Origin of the sequence: Nocardiopsis dassonvillei, from assembly GCF_964273065.1 — a bacterium.
Taxonomy (GTDB): domain Bacteria; phylum Actinomycetota; class Actinomycetes; order Streptosporangiales; family Streptosporangiaceae; genus Nocardiopsis; species Nocardiopsis dassonvillei_B.
The window spans coordinates 2054360-2073652 of record NZ_OZ186815.1 but is presented as its reverse complement, the minus strand read 5'-3'; the positions used below and the strand labels follow the sequence as shown (position 1 = coordinate 2073652).

At 76.2% G+C, this 19293-nt stretch carries 11 protein-coding genes; 3 read left to right on the top strand and 8 right to left on the bottom strand.

All coding sequences use genetic code 11. The features are described 5' to 3' along the window. Window positions 1–28 precede the first annotated feature (28 nt). The 5 genes from ACSUPR_RS09220 to ACSUPR_RS09200 form a co-directional block, all read right to left on the bottom strand. A complete protein-coding gene (locus tag ACSUPR_RS09220) occupies window positions 29–1231 on the bottom strand; it encodes a TRAFAC clade GTPase domain-containing protein (RefSeq protein WP_436890730.1) in 1203 nt (400 codons plus the stop codon). Further along, on the bottom strand, window positions 1228–4398 hold the full coding sequence (locus ACSUPR_RS09215) for a hypothetical protein (RefSeq protein ID WP_436890729.1): 3171 nt from the start codon (window positions 4396–4398) through the stop codon (window positions 1228–1230). Before ACSUPR_RS09215 ends, ACSUPR_RS09220 begins: the two co-directional genes overlap by 4 nt. A gap of 71 nt (window positions 4399–4469) precedes the next feature. Then, window positions 4470–6101: an Hsp70 family protein gene (locus tag ACSUPR_RS09210; protein WP_436890728.1), complete on the bottom strand. Its 1632-nt coding sequence runs from the start codon at window positions 6099–6101 to the stop codon at window positions 4470–4472. Next, window positions 6098–6655 carry a nucleotide exchange factor GrpE gene (locus tag ACSUPR_RS09205; protein WP_436890727.1) on the bottom strand — a complete coding sequence of 186 codons (558 nt, stop codon included), beginning with the start codon at window positions 6653–6655 and terminating at the stop codon, window positions 6098–6100. The genes ACSUPR_RS09210 and ACSUPR_RS09205 overlap by 4 nt, the downstream gene beginning before the upstream one ends. A 309-nt stretch (window positions 6656–6964) precedes the next feature. Next, window positions 6965–8983 carry an acyltransferase family protein gene (locus tag ACSUPR_RS09200; protein WP_436890726.1) on the bottom strand — a complete coding sequence of 673 codons (2019 nt, stop codon included), beginning with the start codon at window positions 8981–8983 and terminating at the stop codon, window positions 6965–6967. Between the two features lie 347 nt (window positions 8984–9330). Between ACSUPR_RS09200 and ACSUPR_RS09195 the strand changes: the two genes are divergently transcribed. Then, window positions 9331–10389, top strand: coding sequence for a hypothetical protein (locus ACSUPR_RS09195; protein ID WP_436890725.1), 1059 nt, complete (start codon window positions 9331–9333; stop codon window positions 10387–10389). 532 nt (window positions 10390–10921) lie between these two features. Here ACSUPR_RS09195 and ACSUPR_RS09190 read toward each other — a convergent pair. Further along, window positions 10922–11137: a hypothetical protein gene (locus tag ACSUPR_RS09190; protein WP_436890724.1), complete on the bottom strand. Its 216-nt coding sequence runs from the start codon at window positions 11135–11137 to the stop codon at window positions 10922–10924. Window positions 11138–11780: 643 nt separating this feature from the next. Here ACSUPR_RS09190 and ACSUPR_RS09185 point away from each other — a divergent pair. After that, entirely contained in the window at window positions 11781–12743 is a 963-nt protein-coding gene (locus ACSUPR_RS09185; protein ID WP_436890723.1) for a helix-turn-helix domain-containing protein, read from the top strand. Window positions 12744–13100: 357 nt separating this feature from the next. Beyond that, window positions 13101–13877: a YqjF family protein gene (locus ACSUPR_RS09180; RefSeq protein WP_436890722.1), complete on the top strand. Its 777-nt coding sequence runs from the start codon at window positions 13101–13103 to the stop codon at window positions 13875–13877. An 11-nt stretch (window positions 13878–13888) separates the two neighbouring features. Here ACSUPR_RS09180 and ACSUPR_RS09175 read toward each other — a convergent pair whose 3' ends face one another. After that, window positions 13889–17431 carry an AAA family ATPase gene (locus ACSUPR_RS09175; protein WP_436890721.1) on the bottom strand — a complete coding sequence of 1181 codons (3543 nt, stop codon included), beginning with the start codon at window positions 17429–17431 and terminating at the stop codon, window positions 13889–13891. 256 nt (window positions 17432–17687) lie between these two features. Beyond that, window positions 17688–18848 (bottom strand): hypothetical protein, encoded by a 1161-nt coding sequence (locus ACSUPR_RS09170; protein ID WP_436890720.1) that lies wholly within the window; start codon window positions 18846–18848, stop codon window positions 17688–17690. Window positions 18849–19293: the final 445 nt, after the last annotated feature.

The window sequence follows — 19293 nt, the reverse complement described above, 5'->3', positions numbered from 1 at the left end:
GCTCGTCCGGGACGGTGACCGCCACGGTTCAGGACCGCCCCTCGCGGGACGGGACGACACCGAAACCGCCGAGCATCCACAGGAACGGGTCGGCGACCCGGTAGGGCCGCACCCCGCCCTGCAGGCGCTGCTCGGCGTCGGGCGCGTGCCCGAGCGCCGACACCCCGAAGTAGCGGGCGTCGGCGTAGTGGTTGGTGATGTGCGCGTCGATGCGGCCGCCGTCCCAGCGGTGCAGCAGCCGCCGGATCTGGGCGTGCACGTCACGGCTGTCCGACCCGTCGAAGTAGGGGGCGTCCGGCTGGGGGCGGCGCAGCGGCGAGCCCGGGTCGAGCGCGTCGTGGAACACGTCGAGCTTGGTCAGGCATACCGCCATCGGAACGGGGATGAGCCGGGAGGGCGAGTCGGTCCGGCGCAGCAGCAGGTCGGTGACCCGGCTCAGCATGTCCAGCGGCGGGTGCCCGGCGTGTTCGGGCGGCAGCGGCGTGCCGGGGGCGGCCTCGGCACGGGCGCCCCGCATCCGCAGCGGGTCCAGCAGCAGGATGATCCCGTCGGCGTTCTCGAGGTAGCGCAGATTGGTCTCCACGCTCTCCTGGGTGGTGAGGTCCTCCCCCGCGGTGTCGAAGAACGACAGCAGCGTGTGCCGGGGGCGGCGGCCCCACGGGCCGCGCCGGCGGGTCGTGAACCGGAACACCAGGGGCTCGCGGGCCGCCCCGGTGCGGCGGGTGGCGGCCAGCAGGCGGGCCTCGTCGTACAGCGGCGCCTCGTAGTCGGTGTGGAACCGGTGCCGGGTGTGGTCGTCGGAGCCGCCGACCGAGGCCTGGAAGCGCGCGCCGACCCGGTGCATCAGCTCGTGGATGAGCACGGTCATGAACACCGTCTTGCCGGACTCGCGGGCGCCGACCAGGGCTATGAGGCGGCCGGGGATGCGGCCGAAGTTCACCGGCAGCCGGGCGTGGCAGGTGACGCAGACCCGGGTGCCGGTGGGCGCCCCGCAGTCGGGGCACACCGCGCGGGGGCGGCGCCCGTCGTCGGCGAACACCGGCGGCAGGCGCTCGCGGCGGCCCAGGTGGGCACGGACCGCGGCGTCCTCGACGGGGGCGCACTGCCTGCCGCCGGTGCCCGGGCGGCCGCTGCACCGGAACAGGATGAGGCGTTCGGTGAACCGGGTGTAGCAGTAGGGGCACACCAGGCGGTCGCCGCGGACGGGACGCAGCCGGTCGAGCGCGATCACAGGCGGAGCTCCTTCACCGAGGGCTGGCACAGCCGGGTACCGTCCGGGAGGTCGCCCGCCAGGGGCAGGCACACCAGCCAGGCGGGTCCGGCGGGGCGGGGCGGGCGGACCCGCAGGGACAGCCGCTGGCCCGCGGCCAGCCGCCGGGGCGGGAACACGGCCAGCACCCGGCCCTGGTCGACGCGGTCGGGCGGAAAGCCGCCCTCCGCGTAGACGACGGCGATGCGGGGGGAGGTGCAGGAGGTTCCGGCGGCCACGGTGACGAGCCGGTCGCGGCGCAGCAGGCCGGCGGGGGCGACGTGGTAGGCGAGTACGGCCTCGCCCGGGACGGTGAGCACGGCGGGTGGTCCGGGGGTGCCGCCGACGACGGCGCGCACGGTCACCCGGACCGGGCCGGGGCCCATGGGGGCCTCGAACCCGCCCCCGGCCTCGTAGCGGGTGCGCTCGCAGAGGGTTCCGCCACCGTCGGTGTCCCCGGTGTCCCCGGGGTCGGCGGGACGCCAGGACACCGTTGCGGCGGACGCCTCCTCGGGCCAGGTCCAGCCCAGCCGCACCAGGTCGCCGAACCGCCGGGCGTGCAGTCCGGCCACCGCGGGCACGGACAGCACGCGCACCGACGCCCCGACCACGGTCTGGTCACCGCAGGAGGTCACCGCCACCACGTGGTGGGGGCCAGGGCCGAGCACCACCCGCACCTGTTCCCGCTCCGGCCGGGCCGGTGCCGCCGCAGGTGTCCCGGCGGTCCGATCGGCGTGCCGTCCGCTCGGGGGCGCTCCCGCCTCGGGGATCCCGCCTGTCCCGGTGGGCTCGGAGCCTGTACGTGTCATGGATGTGGCCGCTGTCGCCCGGCCGGTGCGCTGCCCGTGGGCGGCCGCCTCGGTCTCGGGGACCGCCGTGGGGGTCGCGGGTTCCGTATGCGTGGCGGGCGCGGCCGCCGGTGCCTGCCCGGCGCGCCGTCCGCTCGGGGGCGCTCCCGTAACAGGGGTCTCACCTGTCCCGGGGGTGGCGGGTTCCGCGCACGTCGCGGATACGGTCGCCGTCGGCCGGTCGGCGTGACGGTCGTCGGCGGCCGTTTCGGTCTCGGGCGTAGCGCCCGCCGCTGGGGGCGCGGGGGCCACGTGTGTCGCGGGTGCGACCGCCGGTGGCCGTCCGGCGCGGTGTTCGCGGACGGGCACCGGCGCTCCCACCGCGTCCGTGCCGGGGGTCGCCTCGGGCACGGCAGCGGACCGGCCGCGGGGGGCGTCCGCCGCGGCCGCGGGAAGGGGGACGCCGTGGGCGGCGAGCTCGGCCGGGGAGACCCGGGTACCCGGCGGCCAGGGCGGCGGGGCGGCCGCCGCCCGAAGCGACACCCGCCCGCGGCGCGGCGGCGTCCACGACGCGGTGAACCCGCCCTCCCCGTCCGGGACCACCAGCAGGTCCTCCACCGGCGGCGGGGGCGGCCCCGGCACCACCCGCCGCACCAGCCCCTCCGAACCGCGGGCCGAGCCGCCCGAGGTCAGGTACACCGCCCGCACCCGGTAGTAGTACTCCACGTCCGGGCGCACGTCCGGGTCGCGGAACCCCATCCCGTCGGTCACCACCCGGACCCCGTCGCCGCCCCGCGGCGGGGCTCCCTCGCCGCGCACCACCTCCACCCGCACCGCCTCCGGCGGCACCCGCCACGAGCCCGTCACCTCGCTCTCCCCGGCGTGCACGGACAGGTCCGCTACCTCCGGGGCGAGCAGCACGGGATCGGTCACCACCGGTTCCGACGCCCCCCGCCCCTCGCGCACCGCCGCCACCGTGTACCGCACCTCCGCGCCCACCGGCAGCCCCGGGTCGATGAACTCCGTCCCGGTCACCTCACCGGCCGGAGCCTGCCGGCCGCCCCGTCCGACCCGGCGCAGCACCCGGTAGCCGATCCGCCCCACCAGGCTCGGACTGGGCCGCCACTCCACCACGGCGCCGCGCCCCTCCACCCGGGCGTGCACCTCGCGGGGCGGCAGCGGCGGTACCTCGCCCAGACGGGCCCGCAGGCCGTCGTCGTCTGCGGCCAGCGCGCAGGCCGCGGCCAGCGCCCGAGCCGCCTCCTCGTCCCGCCCCTCCCGCAGCGCCGCCTCGGCCTGCGCCGACAGCTCCTCCACCCGCGACTCCCGCTCCCGCACCTGGGCGGCCAGCCCGTGGTCGGCGGGCAGGCCGGCCACAGCGGCCCGGGCCTGGCGCAGCTGGTCGTCGGCGAGCAGGTCGCGCACCTCCCGTTCGGCCCGGGCGATCCGCTCCGAGCCCGCCGGGCGGCGGCGCACCGCCGCCGCCAGCAGAGCCGCCTCCGGCTCCGCCAGCCCCCGGCGCACCCACGGCCGGGCCAGCGCCGCCTCGCCCACCTCGGCCGGGCGCGCCCGCAGGTCCTCGGCGACCTCCCACAGCACCACCGCGTCGCGTTCGGCGCGCGAGGAGCAGGAACGCAGCACCCCCAGGACACTCTCCGCCGCGGCCTTGCCCTCCGTCAGCGGCTCCACCTGCACCCGCGCCACCGCCGCGTCCAGCGCCGCGTCGTCCAGCACGCCGCCGTCCGCCAGCCGGAACCCGTCCACCACGGTGAACCCGCCCACCAGCCGCCCCGCCCCGAACACCACCTCCGGGGAGAACACCGCCCCCCGGGTGCGCAGGTTGTCGCGCAGGCTCCGGAAGGTCCGCACCGGCGGCTGCACCGGCAGCTCGGGAAGGCGCTCCACCACCCGTACGCCCCGCTCCCGCAGCAGCCGCTCGGCCTCGGCCTCGGGCAGCCCCACCGAGCCCGCCATCGCCCGCAGCGCCCAGCGGTCGACCAGGGAGGTCGCGAGCCCGTCGACGAGGTCGGACCACTCCGCCAGCGCCCGCCGGGCCGTCTCCTCCCGCACCCGGGAGAAGTGCCCGTGCGTGAGCGCCCCCTCCCGGGCCAGCCGCTCGTGCGCCGCCACCAGGTCCAGCAGCACCCGGCGCAGCGTGCGGCGCCGCGTCTGGAGCCCCCGCCAGTAGGTGCACACCGCCGCCACGTGCGCGGCGAACGCCTCCGGGTCGGCGGCCAGCCTCCGCTCCAGCTCCGGGCCCACCCCGTAGCGGACGAACAGGTCGGCGGGCGGCCCGCCGGTGCGCGCCGCCGCCAGCACCTCGTCCTCGTACCGCCGCCGCTCCCGCACGTCCCAGGGCACCGCTGTCCGTCCCCTCCCCAGAGTTCCGTCCCCTGCCGTCGCCGCGCCCGCACCCGGCGGGCCGCGGCCCGTCACCCCGAGGTGCGGATCGACGCGATGGCGTCCCGGGCCCGGCGCACCTCCTCCTCGCCCATCCCGCCGATGCGGATGTCGAACCGGATCTCGCCGCCGCCGGCCGGGTCCCAGCCGCGCACCGCCAGCATCCCGGTGGCGCCCAGGCTGAACTCGATCCGGAACGGGGTGCCCGCGGGACCCTTGGGCAGTCCGGTGAGCAGGGCGTCCCCGATCCGGACGTTGTGCTCCAGCTCCTCGGAGGCCACCGACCCGGCCTGCTCCCACACGTCGATCTCGACCTGCTCCTGGTTCGGCCACACCGTCGCGAACCCGTCCTCCACCGTGACCGGCAGCGGGGTGTTGGCCCGGATGAGGTGGCTGATGTACTGGCGGGCCAGGCCCGGGTCACGGGCGAACACCGGGTCGGAGCCGTCGGTGGCCTTGACCCCGAAGGCGCGCGGCGACACACCCGTGACGGTCTTGTGAGCCAGCCGCTCCACCTCCTCCCGGGTGATGCCCAGGGCCGCACCCACCTCCTCGGCCCGGCGGGCGCGCTCTGCCGGGTCGCGGCCGGGCTCGTCCATGACGTTCTTGACCTGGCGGACCAGGGCGAACAGGGCCGCGCCCTTGGCCACCGCGAGGTCGGGCTCGTGCAGGTGCGGCTCGAACCCGAAGCGTTCGCGCAGCGAGCGCGCCACCACCGGCATGCGGGTCATCCCGCCCACCAGCAGCACGTCGTCGAACGAGTCCACCCCGCGCTCGCGGGCCGCCTCCAGGGTGCGCGCGGTGATGGTGAGGGTGCGCTCCAGCAGGTCGGAGGTGAGCGCCTCCAGGTCGCCGCGGGTCAGCTCCACGCGCACCGTGGACCCGGCGAAGCGCAGGTTGTGCCGGGCGCGCTCGCGGGCGCTCAGGGAGCGCTTGATCTGCTCGGCCGCGGCGGCCACGTCCTGGAGGAACTGCTCGTCCCCGGCCGGGTCGGGGTGCGGGTGGTGCTCGGTGAACAGCTCCAGCAGCAGGTCGGCGAGCTTGTGGTCCCAGTCGGCCCCGCCCAGCCTGTGGTCGCCGTCGGTGCACACCACGCGCACGTCGTCGTCCTCCACCCGGATGACCGTGGTGTCGAAGGTCCCGCCGCCCAGGTCGTACACCAGCAGGTGGCGCACGCCCGAGGAGGCGTCCAGGCTCTGGTAGTGCAGGGCCGCCGCCACCGGTTCGGGCACCACGTCCAGCACGTTGAGACCGGCGATGAGCCCGGCCCGGCGGGTGGCCTCCTTCTCGTGGACGCCGAAGTAGGCGGGCACGGTGACGACCACGTCCTCGACCTTGTCCCGGGTGTGCTCCCCGGCGGCCCGGGCCAGCTCGCGCAGGATCAGCGCGGAGACCGACTCCGGGTCGTGGACCCGGCCGTGGAACTCGTAGCGGGCGTCGGTGCCCATCTGCCGTTTGACCAGGGAGACGACCATGTCGGGGAAGAGGAGGGCGGTGTTCTTGGCCTCCTCGCCGACCACGACGTTGTGGGCGGACTCGAAGTACACGACGGAGGGGGTGGTGTCGTTGCCCATGGCGTTCCTGGTGACGGTGGCCCGGCCGGTGCCGTCCACGAACGCCGTGCAGGAGTAGGTGGTGCCCAGGTCGATTCCGTAGGTGGTCATGTGCCCTTCCCGGGTGCGCGGGCCCCCGCGGGGGGCACCGGGCCGACATGGCGGAAGAAGCGGGCGTGGACCCGGCGCCGGATCCGCCCGGTGACGGTGTCGCGAAAGCCCGGAGCGGTGACCTCGGCGACGGTGCCGTCCAGCGCCGGGTCGGGATCGGCGACGGCGGCCAGCGGGCGGTGCAGGTCGGCGCGGAAGGGGTCGCCGACACCGGCCTCGACCGGTTCGACGCCGAGCCGCTCCAGGGCCAGCAGGGCGTCGTCGGCGAACCCGGCCAGCAGGTCGGCCAGCCGTCCCTCCCCGCGTTCGCGCAGGCCGCGGGCCTCGCGGGCGAGCTGGTCGTACAGGTGGATGAGGTCGGTGACGACGGGGTCGAAGAGGGTGCGGTCCCGGTCCGCGCGCAGTTCCCGGTTCTCGGCGTGCAGGCGGTCGATGACCGCCTCCCGGTGCCGGGCACGCTCGTCCAGGGCCGCCAGCCGGTCGTCGAGGGAGGCGAGGACCCGTTCCAGGGAGAGGGGGGAGTCGGGGGGTGCCGTGTCGTCGGACGCCGTCATCGGGCCGCCTTTCACCGCCGATTTCCTCAGAGGCGCTGCCGGTTTCCTTTCGCCGAGGATACTCCGGCACCGGCCTCGGAAAAAGGCGAACACGGCGAACGGTCGAGGGTGTGGCGTCCCAGGTCACATTCGTCTCCTTTTGTTCTCTGGAGAACTTTTTCGGAATGCGACCTAAATGCGTGCGGGCGATGCCTTATCGGTTTCCGGAGGCCTTTTCGGTCGCCCCGGGAGTGTCCGGTGTCCCGTGGTGCCGCCCGGTTCCCGTCCCGCCTCCGTGCGGCGGGACGGGAACCGGCCGGGACGGCGGGGTCAGGCCAGGGCCTCGTCGATGCGCTCGCCGAGGGGCTCGGTGAGCAGGGACACGTAGGTGCTGGTGATGTGCCCCGAGTCGCGGTAGACCATCACGTTCCCGATCACCGCCGGGCACTCGCCGTCGGCGCAGAACAGGTCGCTCATGTCCACCAGGGCGGCCTCGCCCGGCAGGTCCCGGACCGCCTCCTCCTGGGGGTCGTCGCGCTCGAACGCCTCCTCCTGGGGGATGGCGCACTCCCGCGGGTCCTCGACGTTGTCGGCCACGCACTCCACCACGTCCCGGCGCTGGCGCGGGGTGTCGCGCAGCGCCACGATCGGCCCCGACGTCGCGCCGACCTCGCCCCACAGCCGGGCCATGCCCTCGGCCACCATCGGGACCCGGTCGTCCTCCCCGCCCTCCACCGGGGCCGCCGTGGTCGAGGAGCTGGTGACCACCAGGTCGGGCTCCAGCGCGGCGAGCTCGCCGACCACCGCCCGGTTCCACTCCAGGCACGACTCGTAGGGCCCCTCGGGCCCCTTGGTGAGGGTGTCGGTGAACGCGCACGAGGACTTGGTGTACAGCACCAGCCGCCAGCCGCGCTCCTCGCCCAGCTCCATCAGGGCGGGCACCCACTGGGCGCTGTGCGAGTCCCCGACCACCGCCACGGTCCGGCCGGCGTCCTCCGGCCCGTACACGCACGGGTCGCCCGGGTCGGTCGCCTCGTGCGAGGCCTGGCAGTCGTCGTCGTACAGCACCGGCAGGTCGTCCTCGGCCTCCACCGGCGACGGGTAGACCGGGTCGCCCGTGGGCGCCTGCCCCAGAGCCACCGGCCCCACGTGCACCGCCGGGTCGAAGTCCACCGACCGGATCCGGTCCACCCGCACGTACAGGGTCGCGCCGACCGCGGCCACCACCAGCACGCCCGACACCGCCGCCACGAGGGCGCCCCGGCCGCCGCGCACCAGGCGGTGGTCGCGCACCGGGTCCTCCACCCACACCTTGGTCGCCCAGGCCAGCAGCAGCGACGCCACGGCCACGGCCGCGGCCAGGCCCCAGCCCAGCTCCTCGCGGCCGGTCACCGCCAGGACCAGCACGATCAGCGGCCAGTGCCACAGGTACAGCGAGTACGACAGGTCGCCCACCCAGCGCGCCGGGGCGGTGCTCAGCGGCGCCGACGCCGACAGCGGCCCCGGAACGTGCTCGGCGGCGATCACCGCCGCGGAACCCAGCACCGGCAGCAGCGCCGCCCAGCCCGGGAACGGGGTCGCCTCGTCGTAGAGCACGGCCGACGCGACGATCGCGGCCAGTCCCGCCCAGCCCAGCGGCAGGCGCACCGACTCGGGCAGGCGGCCGCGCGCCAGGCCGACGGCGAGCAGGCCGCCCACCGCCAGCTCCCACGCCCGCGTCGTCGGCATGAAGTACGCCGACGGCTCCCCGGCCGTCGTGAACACCGACCACAGCAGCGACGCCGCCAGCAGCGACCCCAGCAGGGCCACCAGCGTCCCCGTGCCCGCGCCGCGGCGGCGCAGCGCCGCCCACACGATGAACAGCAGCGGCCACACCAGGTAGAACTGCTCCTCCACCGACAGCGACCAGAAGTGCTGCACCGGGGACGGCGCGACCTCCGCCGCCAGGTAGTCCACCGACTGCCGCGCCAGGTAGAGGTTCTCCACGTACGCGGCCGAGGCGACCAGCTGCCACATGGTGTCGGTCAACCGGGTCACCGGGAGCAGGAAGTACGACGCGATCCCCGTCACCAGCAGCACCGCCGTCGCCGCGGGCAGCAGCCGCCGCACCCGGCGCGCGTAGAACCGGGCCACCGAGACCCGGCCCTGCCCCGAGGCCTCCCGGTACAGCAGTGACGTGATGAGGAACCCGGAGATCACGAAGAACACGTCCACGCCCACGTAGCCGCCCGGCAGCAGCGACGGGTCCAGGTGGTAGACGAGGACGAGCAGGACGGCGACGGCGCGCAGGCCCTGCACCTCCGGGCGGAAACGGCGTTCCACGGTGACGGTTGCGGGAGCGGAGGGCATCGCGGGACTCCCCTGGGAGCGGGATCAGGGTCGGTGCGGGGGATGGCTGCGGGGGATGTGTGTCCGCATTCTGTTATGTCATACCGGCGCCGGGGCCCCCGGGGGCCGACACGCGCCCTCTTGTTCCCGCGATGTCGGCCGGGGCGACACCGCCCCGTGGCCGGATGTTCGCCACACCCCGTCCGGAACGCCGGACGGCGGCGCACGCGCTCCGGATCTCGGGCAGACTGTCCGATACGGAAACGTCCCCGGTCCGCGGCGCGCACGGCCCGAGGGCTCGGTTCCGCGTCCCCACCCCCGGGCCGGCGTCCCGTTCCCCCGCGGCCGTGTGCGAGAGGAGGCCCACCGTGACCCCCGTCATCCGCGCCCGTCTCGTCGCGCTCGCCATCATCGCGGTGCTCGTCCCGGCGGTGCTGTACCCCCTGATCGGCCCGTGGTCCCTGCTGTGGGTCCCTCTGGTCCCGGCGGCGGCCGCCGCCCTCGCCCTGCGCGAACGCCGCCGCATCCCGGCGGCCCCGGACGCGCCCCCCGCCGACACCTCCGGCGGCGTTGCCGCAACGGACGCCGACAGGAGCGCCCGGTCACCGGTCGGCGACGCCTCCGCCCGCCCCCGGGACGGGCGGCGCATCCGCCCGGTCGCCCTGCCCAGCGCCGTCGACGACTACGACCTGCACTTCTCCGCGGTGGTCCACTGGCGCTGGTCCAACACCGTCGACCTGCGGCTGCGCAACCCCATGGGCCCGGCCGTCCTGGCCGTCGTCACCCGCGCCGCCGAACTGGCCCGCGAGACCGACCCCGCCGACGAGGGCATGGCCGAGTGCGAACTGGCCGCCCGGCTGGCGGTGGAGCACGCGGTCATCGGCAGCGGGATCGTGGTGTGGGCCGACGAGGTGTCCCTGCGCCTGTCGGACGGCGACACCGACCGGCTGCGCCGGATGGCCGACCTGCGCAAGGACCGGGTGGTCCGGGAGGCCGCCCGGGTCGCCGAGGACGACCTGGAGCCCCTGCCCGCCGCCCGCCACCGCCGCGCCGCCGCCGACGCCCTCCTGTCCGCGGTCCCGGGCGGGTTCGCCGACGAGGACGACACCGGCGACCTCGCCGACTTCGGCGGTCTCGACGACCCCGCGGGTCCGGGGCCGCTGCCCGCCGGGCCGGGCAGCGACGTCGACGGGGAGGGGTACGAGAGCTACTGGTGGCCGGCCGCGGAGGACGGCGACCGCGACGGTGCCGAGCAGGACGTCCAGGTGGCCATCCTGCGCGGCATGATCGACTCCCTGGCCCCGGGCCCCGAACGCGACGCCTTCGTCCGGGACCAGGTGGCGGTCCTGGAGCGGAGCGGGTTCGAGGAGGTGGCCCGCCGGGTGCGCGCCGGGCACCCGGACTCCCTGGACCCCGGGGAGGCCTGAGCCCGCCGCCCGGGCCGCACCGCGCACACCCGGGGTTCCCGCGGGCGGGCGTGAGCCCGGGGGCACGGGGCGGCCCCGGGAGGCCGATGGGTCCACGGGGGTGTACGCGCCGGTCCCGCGTGGGGGCGGCCGCCGGGGTGCGCGTACCGGCCCCACGCGTTCGCGGGCGTCCGGGGACGTGCGGGAGCCCTGCGCACGGGCGTCCGGGGGCCCGGGGCACGGGCGTGGGCCCGGGGGCATGTGGTGCCCGTGTGCGGGCGGGCGGTCGCCGGAGGCCTCCCCCGGAACGCGGACCGGGTGGGGGTGGTCCCGCACACCGGCGGGTGCCGGGGCGTGCGGGGCCCGGGTACGGGTGGCCGTGAGGTGCGCGCCGGTTCGGCGCACCGGCGGGTGTCCGGGGTGCACGGGGGTCCCGGGGAGGGGGCCGTGCGGAGCGGACGGGGGTCCAGGGCGCCGGAGAGGAGCCCCCACAGGAAAGGGCCCCGGTACGGAAGGACGGTCCGCACCGGGGCCCGGCTCCCCGCGCCGGTCCTCAGTGGATGATCCGCTGGAAGAACACGTACGCGGCCGCGACGGTGCCCAGGCCGACGAGGACGGCGTTGGCGACGTTGCCGTGGGCGAGCCAGGTCAGCGACCCGGCCACGGCCCCGGACAGGACGCCCAGCGTCGTGATGACGGCGACGCGGAGGCTGATCCGGTCGTCGGAGTCGGGTCGCTCGGGAGTTCGGGCAGGCGGCGATTCGGTCATGGTCGCCCCTCTCTGACTGCTCGGGTCGGGCAGAGGTGCGCTCCGTGGTCGGTTCGGGACGCATAACGGTCCTCGGTCCCGACGGGAGCGGTGGGACCGATGGGGCGGGGCCGGTCTCTTGAGGCACGGGAATGCACGGGGGTGTCCTCGACGGTCGGCCGACGCGCTCGCGCGGAACGGTCCTCACCCTTGTCAGACGGTCCGTGACCGGGGAACCTGTGAGAATCCGGACCCTCACCGGTCCGGTGGGGCCGCTTCGCTGCGGATCACCGCGACACCCTTCGCTGGGCAGGCAGAGGTTCGCGGGGTCCGCCGGGGCGGCCCTCCTGCGTGTTCGGGCCGCGCTCGGACGGCCCGGTGTCCCTCCTTTCTGATTTTCGCTTCCGGTGATGTTTACTGACAAATTGATACCCCGCTGACTGCATGCAATCACTCCAGGTGATGCCGATATGTCAGGAAGTGTTATTCAAGGTCGCGGAGCGCAAGGTGGCATGGGAGAACATCGTCCGGTAATGTCTCTGGAGAGGGCGGCTTGCACAAATCAGACATCAGTCACTTTCGTCGTTCGGTTACCAATATCGACGGAATGGGGACCCCGTTCCGGTGAGGGTGTCGATCTTTTCTCGGGAGTGGGTTCCACCGGGTGGCGGAGGAGACGGGCGCCGCGGGCGCGGACCAGGGGCCGGTCGTGCAGCGTGCCCTGCTGGTCGGCGAACTCGTGCGCCTGCGCCGGAAGGGCGGCCGCACACAGCGGCAGGTGGCCGAGCGGCTGGACTGGTCACAGGCCAAGGTCATCCGGATCGAGGGCGGCAAGCAGTCCATCAGCCGCACCGACCTGGAGGCGATGCTCCGGCTGTACGGGCTCGGCGAGGGGGAGCGGGCCGCACGCCTCGTGGAGCTCAACCGGCTCGCCGGCCGTGAGGGCTGGTGGAGCCGGTACCGCGCCGCCGGAGTGCCCGCCGACCACCTGCGCATGGTGGGGTTCGAGGCGGGCGCGGCACTGATCCGGCAGGCGCACAACGCGTTCGTCCCCGACCTGCTCCAGACCCCCGCCTACACCCGGGCGGTCCTCCCGCTGCTGCGCCTCCCCGCCGGAGACGGCGGGTCCGGCGCCGCCGACGGGGACGGCGCACCCCGTGAAGCCGCCGGAGAGGGCGCCGCGGGCACCGCCGCTGCGGTCGCCGACCTGTGCCGCGAACGCCGGGAGCGGCTGGGCGCCGGGGGCCGGGCGCCCCGCAGGGTCCACGTTCTGGACGAGGCCGTGATCCGCCGCCGGGTCGGCGCCGCCACCGACCCCGGCCTGATGGCCGCGCAGCTGCGCCGCCTGGCCGCCGAGGCCGCGCTGGACGGGGTCGACGTCCGGGTGGTCCCCTTCGGGCGGGGCGCGCACCCCGGGATGCGGGGGCCGATGACGCTGCTGTCGTTCGACGGCCCCCTCGACGACGTCCTCTACCTCGAGGGCGCGGGCGGAGCAGACCTCGTCGAGGGCGGGGGCCCGGTCGCCGGGTACGCCTCGGCCTTCGACGACCTCCTCGCCGGGTACGCCCTGGGATCCGGGGAGTCGCTGGCCCTCATCAGGGAGGCCGCCGCCGACATGGGCGGCTGAGACCGCCCGGGGCCGGCAGGACCCGGAGGAGGCCCGGGAAGAGGCGGCATCCCGGGAACCCGCGAGCCGGGCGGGGACGACGGCCGTGAGCGCCGACTTGCCCGGGGCCGCGGCCCTCACCCGATCCGGTGCCTTGGGCGGGGCCCGATGAGACGCGGCCGCCCCGCGGAACGGGACCCGAGCAGAGGACGGGCTCCGGGACGCCCCGGGGGAGTACCGTCGCCCCGGGCCGCCGTCCGCCGGCACCGCTCCTGCCGGGACGCGCCGATCGCCGGGGCCGCCGCCCGGGACGAGCGGACGGGCGCCACACTGGAAGTGGTCCGGGGCGTTCCCGGACGGGTGAGGCGGGGAGGCCCTGTGGGCGGCGTCGGAGAAGAACCGGGCACGGCGGCCGAGGCCGCGGACGGTGTCGGAGCCGGGACCCCGCCGCTGCCGCCGGAACACCCGCCCCCGATGCCCGGCCCCCTCCTGCTGCGCCAGCGCTGGAGCGACGTCGTCTTCCTGCACTGGCCGGTGGACCCCGCCCGGGTGGCCCCGCTGCTGCCCCCGGGGACCCGCCCCGACCTGCTCGACGGGGTCGCCCACGCGGGCCTGGTCGCCTTCCGGATACCCGTCAACTCCGTGGCCGGAGCCGTGCCCGTCGGCGGGTTCGACGAGGTCAACATCCGGGTGTACTCGGTGGACCGGTACGGCCGCCGCGGGGTGGTGTTCCTGAGCATGGACGCGAACGCAGCGCACGCGGTGGCCGCGGCCCGGGCGCTCACCGGGCTCTCCTACATGTGGTCCGACATCTCCCTGGTCCGTGGGGACGGCGGACTGCGGTCCGGCGCCGTCCGGCGCCGCGTCCCCGGCCGGGCCAGCGGCCGCTGGGCGGTCCGGATCGGGGAGCGGTTGGAGCGGCCCGGCCCGCTGGAGCGCTTCCTCACCGCGCGCTGGGGCCTGCACACCCGCCACCTGGGCCGTACCTGGTGGCTGCGCACCCACCACCGGCCCTGGGAGCTGTACCGGGCCGGGTTCCTGCACTACGAGGGCGACCTGCTGGGCGCGGTCGGGCTCAGCCCCCTCACCGAACGGCCGGTCTCGGCCCTGTGGTCGCCCGGCACGGACGCCGGGTTCACGGCGTCACTGGTGTGATCCGGGCCGGGTCAGGCCGCCCGGTCGGGCGGCGGCTCCTCGGGATCCCGGTTCCGGAGGGCACCGCCGGGAGGGCGGGGAGCCCCGCCCCCGGCCGGGCCGCCGGGAGCCCCGAAGCCGGCCGGGAGGTACAGGGAGGGGCCGAGCCCGTGTTCCAGGGCCCGCAGCACGTCCCGGACCTCCTTGAGCAGGCCCTCGGGCACCGTGCCGAGGCGGACGCCCCCGACGGCGAGCCGCTCGGCCTCCTTGAGCGTCCGCCACGCCTCCAGGGTGTCGCCGAGCGCCAGGATCCGGGCCAGGACGATCATCGCCCGCAGCTGCCCCGACCGGTGCCGGAGCCCCCGGTACCCGTCGACCGCCACCCGCACCGACTCCTCCGCCTCCGCCATCCGGCCGGCCCGGTGCAGCAGCTCCGCCGCCATGCGGTGCGCCCGGGCGTGCCACCACCGGTCGCCCAGCCGCTCGAAACCCCTGGCGGCCTCCAGAATCTCCTCCTTGCCGAGCCGGGGGTCGTCCTCCATCCGCACCTGGCCCAGCACCAGGCGGGTGCGCATGACCCCCCACTCGTCGCCGAGCTCGGTGAACATCTGCTCGGCCCGCTCCAGCCGCTCGATCTGGCGGGACCTGCGCCAGCCGTCCCGCAACGGCCTGCGCCGCGGGAAGAGGCGCGGGAGGAACCGGGCGCCGGTCCGGTCCGCCGAGGCGCCCAGGCCGAGCCGCTCCCGCAGCCACCGCTCGTCGGGCATACCGTCGGGGAACAGCCTGGCGACGGCCTCTCGCTGCTTCTGCTCCCAGCGGCGGTCCCAGGCGGTCAGCCGGCGCCGCTCGCGCTCCAGCGCGGGGTCGAGCAGCTGCTCGCACCTCCTGCTCTGCGTGTTGAGCAGGTGGGGCGGCAGCTGGGCCAGGGAGCGCAGGTAGCGCGCGTGGTACCAGTCGCCGTCGCGGGACGCGGAGGTCGTGCGGCGCCCCTCCTCCAGCACGATCCAGGCGTTGAGCGCGAACCCGCGCAGCCGCAGCACCTCGCCCTGCTGCAGCCGCACCCGGGCCCACAGCCCGTCGAAGGACTCCCGCCGGCCCCCGCTCTCCTCCGCCTCCTCGAGCGTGCGCTCGGCCAGGGCGAGTCGGCGGTGCGCCTCCTCCCACAGCCCCTGGAAGCGGTAGACCTCCGCCAGGTTGCACAGGGAGCGCACGAGCCACCAGGTCTCACCGCTGTCCGTGAAGATCCCCACGGCTCGGCGGATCTCGGCCAGACCGTCGTCCAGGTCGCCGCGCCGGTAGAGGTTCACCCCGACCGCCCGGTGCGCACGGGCGCGCCAGCGCGGGTCGGCCGCCCGCGCGGGGAGCCGGTGCGCGGTGTCCGGTCCGGGGGCCTTGGGGGCCGGGCCGCCGGTCTCCGGACCGTGCCGGCGACCGGGGCCGGACAGGCCGTCCGGGCCGACCGGGTCCTCCAGGTCGTACGGGCCGCCGGAGCCGTGCGGGCCGTGCACGGTGTGCGGGCGTTCCGGGCCGGACAGGCCGTGCGAGCCGGACGGGTCCTGCGGGCCCTCCGGGCCGTGGTGGATGTGCGGGCCGCCGGGGTCGCCCGGGCCGCCGGGGTCGCCCGGTGCGGGGACGCCCGGGGCGCCCAGTGCCCCCAGGACCGTCGAGGCGGTCAGCGCCAGCTCGTACCCGGTGTCGTGGTCGCCGTGCCCGCCCGCGACCTCGGCCCGGTCGAGCAGGGCGATCGCGCAGGCCAGGGGGTCGGCGGTCGCCACGGCCAGCTCGGTCGCGTCGGCGGTGGCCTCCCGCATCGCCTGCGAGCGGACCCGTCCGGTCCGGCAGAGCAGGGAGTAGGCACGGCGCAGACGCCATCCGTGCCCCGCGACCTCACGGGGGTCGACGAAGTCCGCGGAGAAGGCGTCCGGCCGGCTCCACCGGAAGCAGACCTCGAAACCGCGGTGCTCGGTCTCCAGCCACTCGAGCGGCTCCTCCGGCAGCCTGGGGAAGGGCGGCGGCTGGAACGCCCCGGGGGGACGCTGCTCCGGTGGGGGGAGCAGGGGCGGCAGCGGCAGCCCCGGGCCCGGCAGCTCCGGACCGAAACCCCAGGTGGGGGCCGCGGTGCGCCGAGCCGCCTCCTCGGCGATCCCGGTGTAGGCCCGCAGCAGCCGGAGCATCGCCCGCTCCAGTTCCGCGGAGGACCAGTCCTCCCACTCCTCCTCCGGCACCCCGAGCAGCTCGGGGTCGCCCCCGGTGAGGATGTCGCGCACGTGCTCGTGCAGCTGGTACCGCTCGAACCCGCCGGCCCGGTACAGGTAGGTCACCAGATGGCGGTGGTCCAGCCACTCCAGCAGGTCGCCCGCCCTCTCCTCGGTCATGTCCATCAGGGCCGCGGCCGCCCAGGGGGCGAACCGCGTCGCCCCCGCGTTCGCCAGCCGGTACAGCAGCAGCCGCTGCTCCCGGGTGCACTGGCGCAGGCCGAACGTCAGGGATCCGACGATGGCCTGGCGGCCGGACACGGTCGGGTGCGCGTTCCGCTCCCGCATGCGCTCCAGCAGTTCACCGGGTCTGGGCCGGGGGCGGGTGCCCTGTGAGCCGACCATCATGCGCAGCGCCATCGGGAGCCCGCCGGAGCTCCTGACCAGTTCCGGCAGGGCCGCCCGGTCCGCGTCGGACAGGGGCCGCGAGCCCGCGGCGGTCAGCCGCCGGAGCAGCTGGAGGCCCTCCTCGTCGGTGAGCGGCCGCAGCCGGAGGGTGCGGATCACGCTCACCGCGCCCTCCGGGTCCCTGCGGCCGGTGATGAGCACCGCGCATCCGGGGCCGGTCGGCAACAGCGGTTCCACCTGCTCGTAGTCCTTGGCGTTGTCGAGGATGAGGAGCAGCCTGCGGTGTTCGGTCGCGGTCTTCCACAGCCGGGAGAGGTCGCCCTGGGAGGCGCCCTGCGGGATGCGCACCCCGATCTCGCGGAGCATGTCGGCGAGGACGTCGGCGGAGGGGCGCGGCTCGCGGGCGTCAGCCGGGGCCGTCCCGTCCGGGCCGTGGCCGTCGGCTCCGGGCCCGGGGCCGTAGAGCTCGAACTCCAGCCGGCCGTCGGGGAAGCGGTCCGCCACCCGGGCGGCGACCTGGAGGACGAACTCGGTCTTGCCGACGCCGCCTTCGCCGGTGACGGCGATGACCAGCGGACCGGCCCGGCGGCGCCGGCGCGGGAGGCGGCCCGGGGCACCGCGTCGGCGCGGGAACCGGGAGAACTCGGCCAGGACCTCCGCCATGGGGCCGGACCGCCCGGTGAAATCGTCGACCGGTGCGGGCAGGCTGCGGCGCAGCACGGGTTCCCGGGGCGCTTCGCGCGGGGGCGGACGCATCTCGAGCAGGGCCTGGGCGGAGGCCGCCACACCGCTGCCGAGCATGGACAGCGCCACCACCCACCACGCGCCTCCCGGGACCAGGCCGGGGAAGCCCTGCAGGGCCGTGCCCAGACCCAGGGCCAGCAGCGCCCCGACACCCAGGCCGGCCCCGACCGGTCGCCAGCGGCGGGGGAGGCGGCCGCCACCGCCGCTCGGGGGGCCTTCGCCGTCCACGTCCGACCCTCCTCGCCGAAGACACCGGATCCCTTCGCCTGCCGGGGATCGCGGGGTCCGGGCGGCCGCCGGGGAACCGATCCTGCAGTGGCCGCGGGGCCGGTGTCCAGAGCGGGTGGGGGTGCGCGAACGGTGTTCACCCACCTGTTCCCGAACGGTCACCGGGGGCGCGCCGGGGCTCCGGCGCGAACGCTCCGAAGCCCCGGAGAAAGGGAGCGGGCCGCGCGGTCGCCCCGCCGCCCGGCGCGGCCCCGCCTCAGGCGGCGGCCGCCGGGTCCTCCTCGACCGGGGGCGGGGCCGGGGCGCCCGCCGCGGGCCCGGCCGCGCACGCCGCGTCCGGATATTCCAGACGTTCCCGTGCCGGGCCCTGCGCCCGGTACGGGTCCGGCGCGGAGTCCTCCAACGGGGCGCCGGGTTCGGGCACGGCGGGCCCGTGCGGGGTGTCCTCCAGCGGCGGCCGGGGGCGCGGCGGGGCGGGCGGCGTGTCCAGGAGCCGGAGCCGGTCGAGCTCGCGCTCCACCCGTTCGATGCGCTCGGCCAGGGCCCGTGCCGAGGGCAGGCCGCAGGTCGCCTCCAGGGTGCGGTCCCGCTCGCGGACGCGGAAGGAGACCGCCCGGGAGGCCTCGATGAGGCGCTCCTCGGTGACGTCGCGCTCCCGCAGTGCGGCGGCCAGTGCCGACCGCAGCTCCCGGGCCCGGGCCGTCGCCCTGGCGAGCCGGGCGGCCCGGCGCGCCGTGAACAGGCCGAAGGGTGCGTGCACCGGGTGGAGTCCCCTCTCCGCCCGCTCCAGTGCCCTGCGGGCCCGGCGCGCCTCCGCCTCCCGGTGCGCCATCTCCGCGGAGAGCCGGTCCTCCCGGAAACGGGCGCGGTCCACGGCGACCTGCGTCCGGCCGAGGCGTTCATGGACGGCGACCTGCTCCCGCGCCACCGCCAGGAGCGCGGTCAGCTCGCCGATCCGGGCGCGCACCCCGGCGCCGAGGCGCTCGGCGATCACCTCCGGCGGGAACAGGGGCCCGAAGCGCTCGTGGAGGGAGGCCACCTCGGTCCGCCCGTCCCGGGTGCCCGGGGCGGGGACGGCGGCCTCGCGCAGCAGCAGGTCCCCGGGGTGGGGCCCCAGGTCGGCGGTCGTGGTGACGTGCACCTTCCCACCGAGCGTGGGGACGGCCTCGGCCGGGTGCCACGGTCCGCGGGAGCCGGGCGGCAGGACGAAGAACCCGGCGGAGCCGGGGGAGGTCCGCCAGCGGTGACAGGTGAACACGTACTCGTGAGGACCGTCGCCGCCGTCACGGACCCGCCGCCCGCCCCGGAGCGGGAGTTCCTCCTCGTTCGTCGCGCGGGCCGCGAGAGCCCTCCGGATCTCGCGGTCGAGGGAGGCGACGAACTCGGCGGAGGCGGCCGGTGAGGGGAGGGCGCTCACGGAAGTCACATGACCCTTTCAGAGGGAGAGAGTCGTTCGTACGGGGGACCCGACGGTATGGAGTATGCCCGAGGGGCACGACATTCTGTAAGGGTACGGGCACGGAAAGTTCGAAACCGCCGGTCAGGAGGCCTGTCCGGAACCGGTCGCCCGCTTTCGGTGATCCGGGGACGACGAATGGCGAATGTAAAGCCGCAGGTCAGAGCGCAGGGGCGGAAGGGGCCCGGGGGACTCGGGGCGGCCGGAGCGGTGCCCGCGTCCTCAGAAGATTCTCGGTTTTCTCGTGCCCGTCCACCGGAAGCAGGCCACCCGGTTCCTTTGTGCGGGGGAACCTCACGGATGTGTGGTTCGCCGTGTTTCGCGGTGTTCTTCCGGCGACGGAGCCACCGGAGGCCGCCGCGGCGTGCCCGGCCGGCGCGCCGGTGGCGGTGAGGACCCGCCGGCG

Excerpts from the sequence above, each read along its gene's own strand:
- ACSUPR_RS09200 (WP_436890726.1), bottom strand. The coding sequence starts at position 8,983 with ATGCCCTCCGCTCCCGCAACCGTCACCGTGGAACGCCGTTTCCGCCCG.
- ACSUPR_RS09205 (WP_436890727.1), bottom strand. The coding sequence starts at position 6,655 with ATGACGGCGTCCGACGACACGGCACCCCCCGACTCCCCCCTCTCCCTG.
- ACSUPR_RS09210 (WP_436890728.1), bottom strand. The coding sequence starts at position 6,101 with ATGACCACCTACGGAATCGACCTGGGCACCACCTACTCCTGCACGGCG.
- ACSUPR_RS09190 (WP_436890724.1), bottom strand. The coding sequence starts at position 11,137 with ATGACCGAATCGCCGCCTGCCCGAACTCCCGAGCGACCCGACTCCGAC.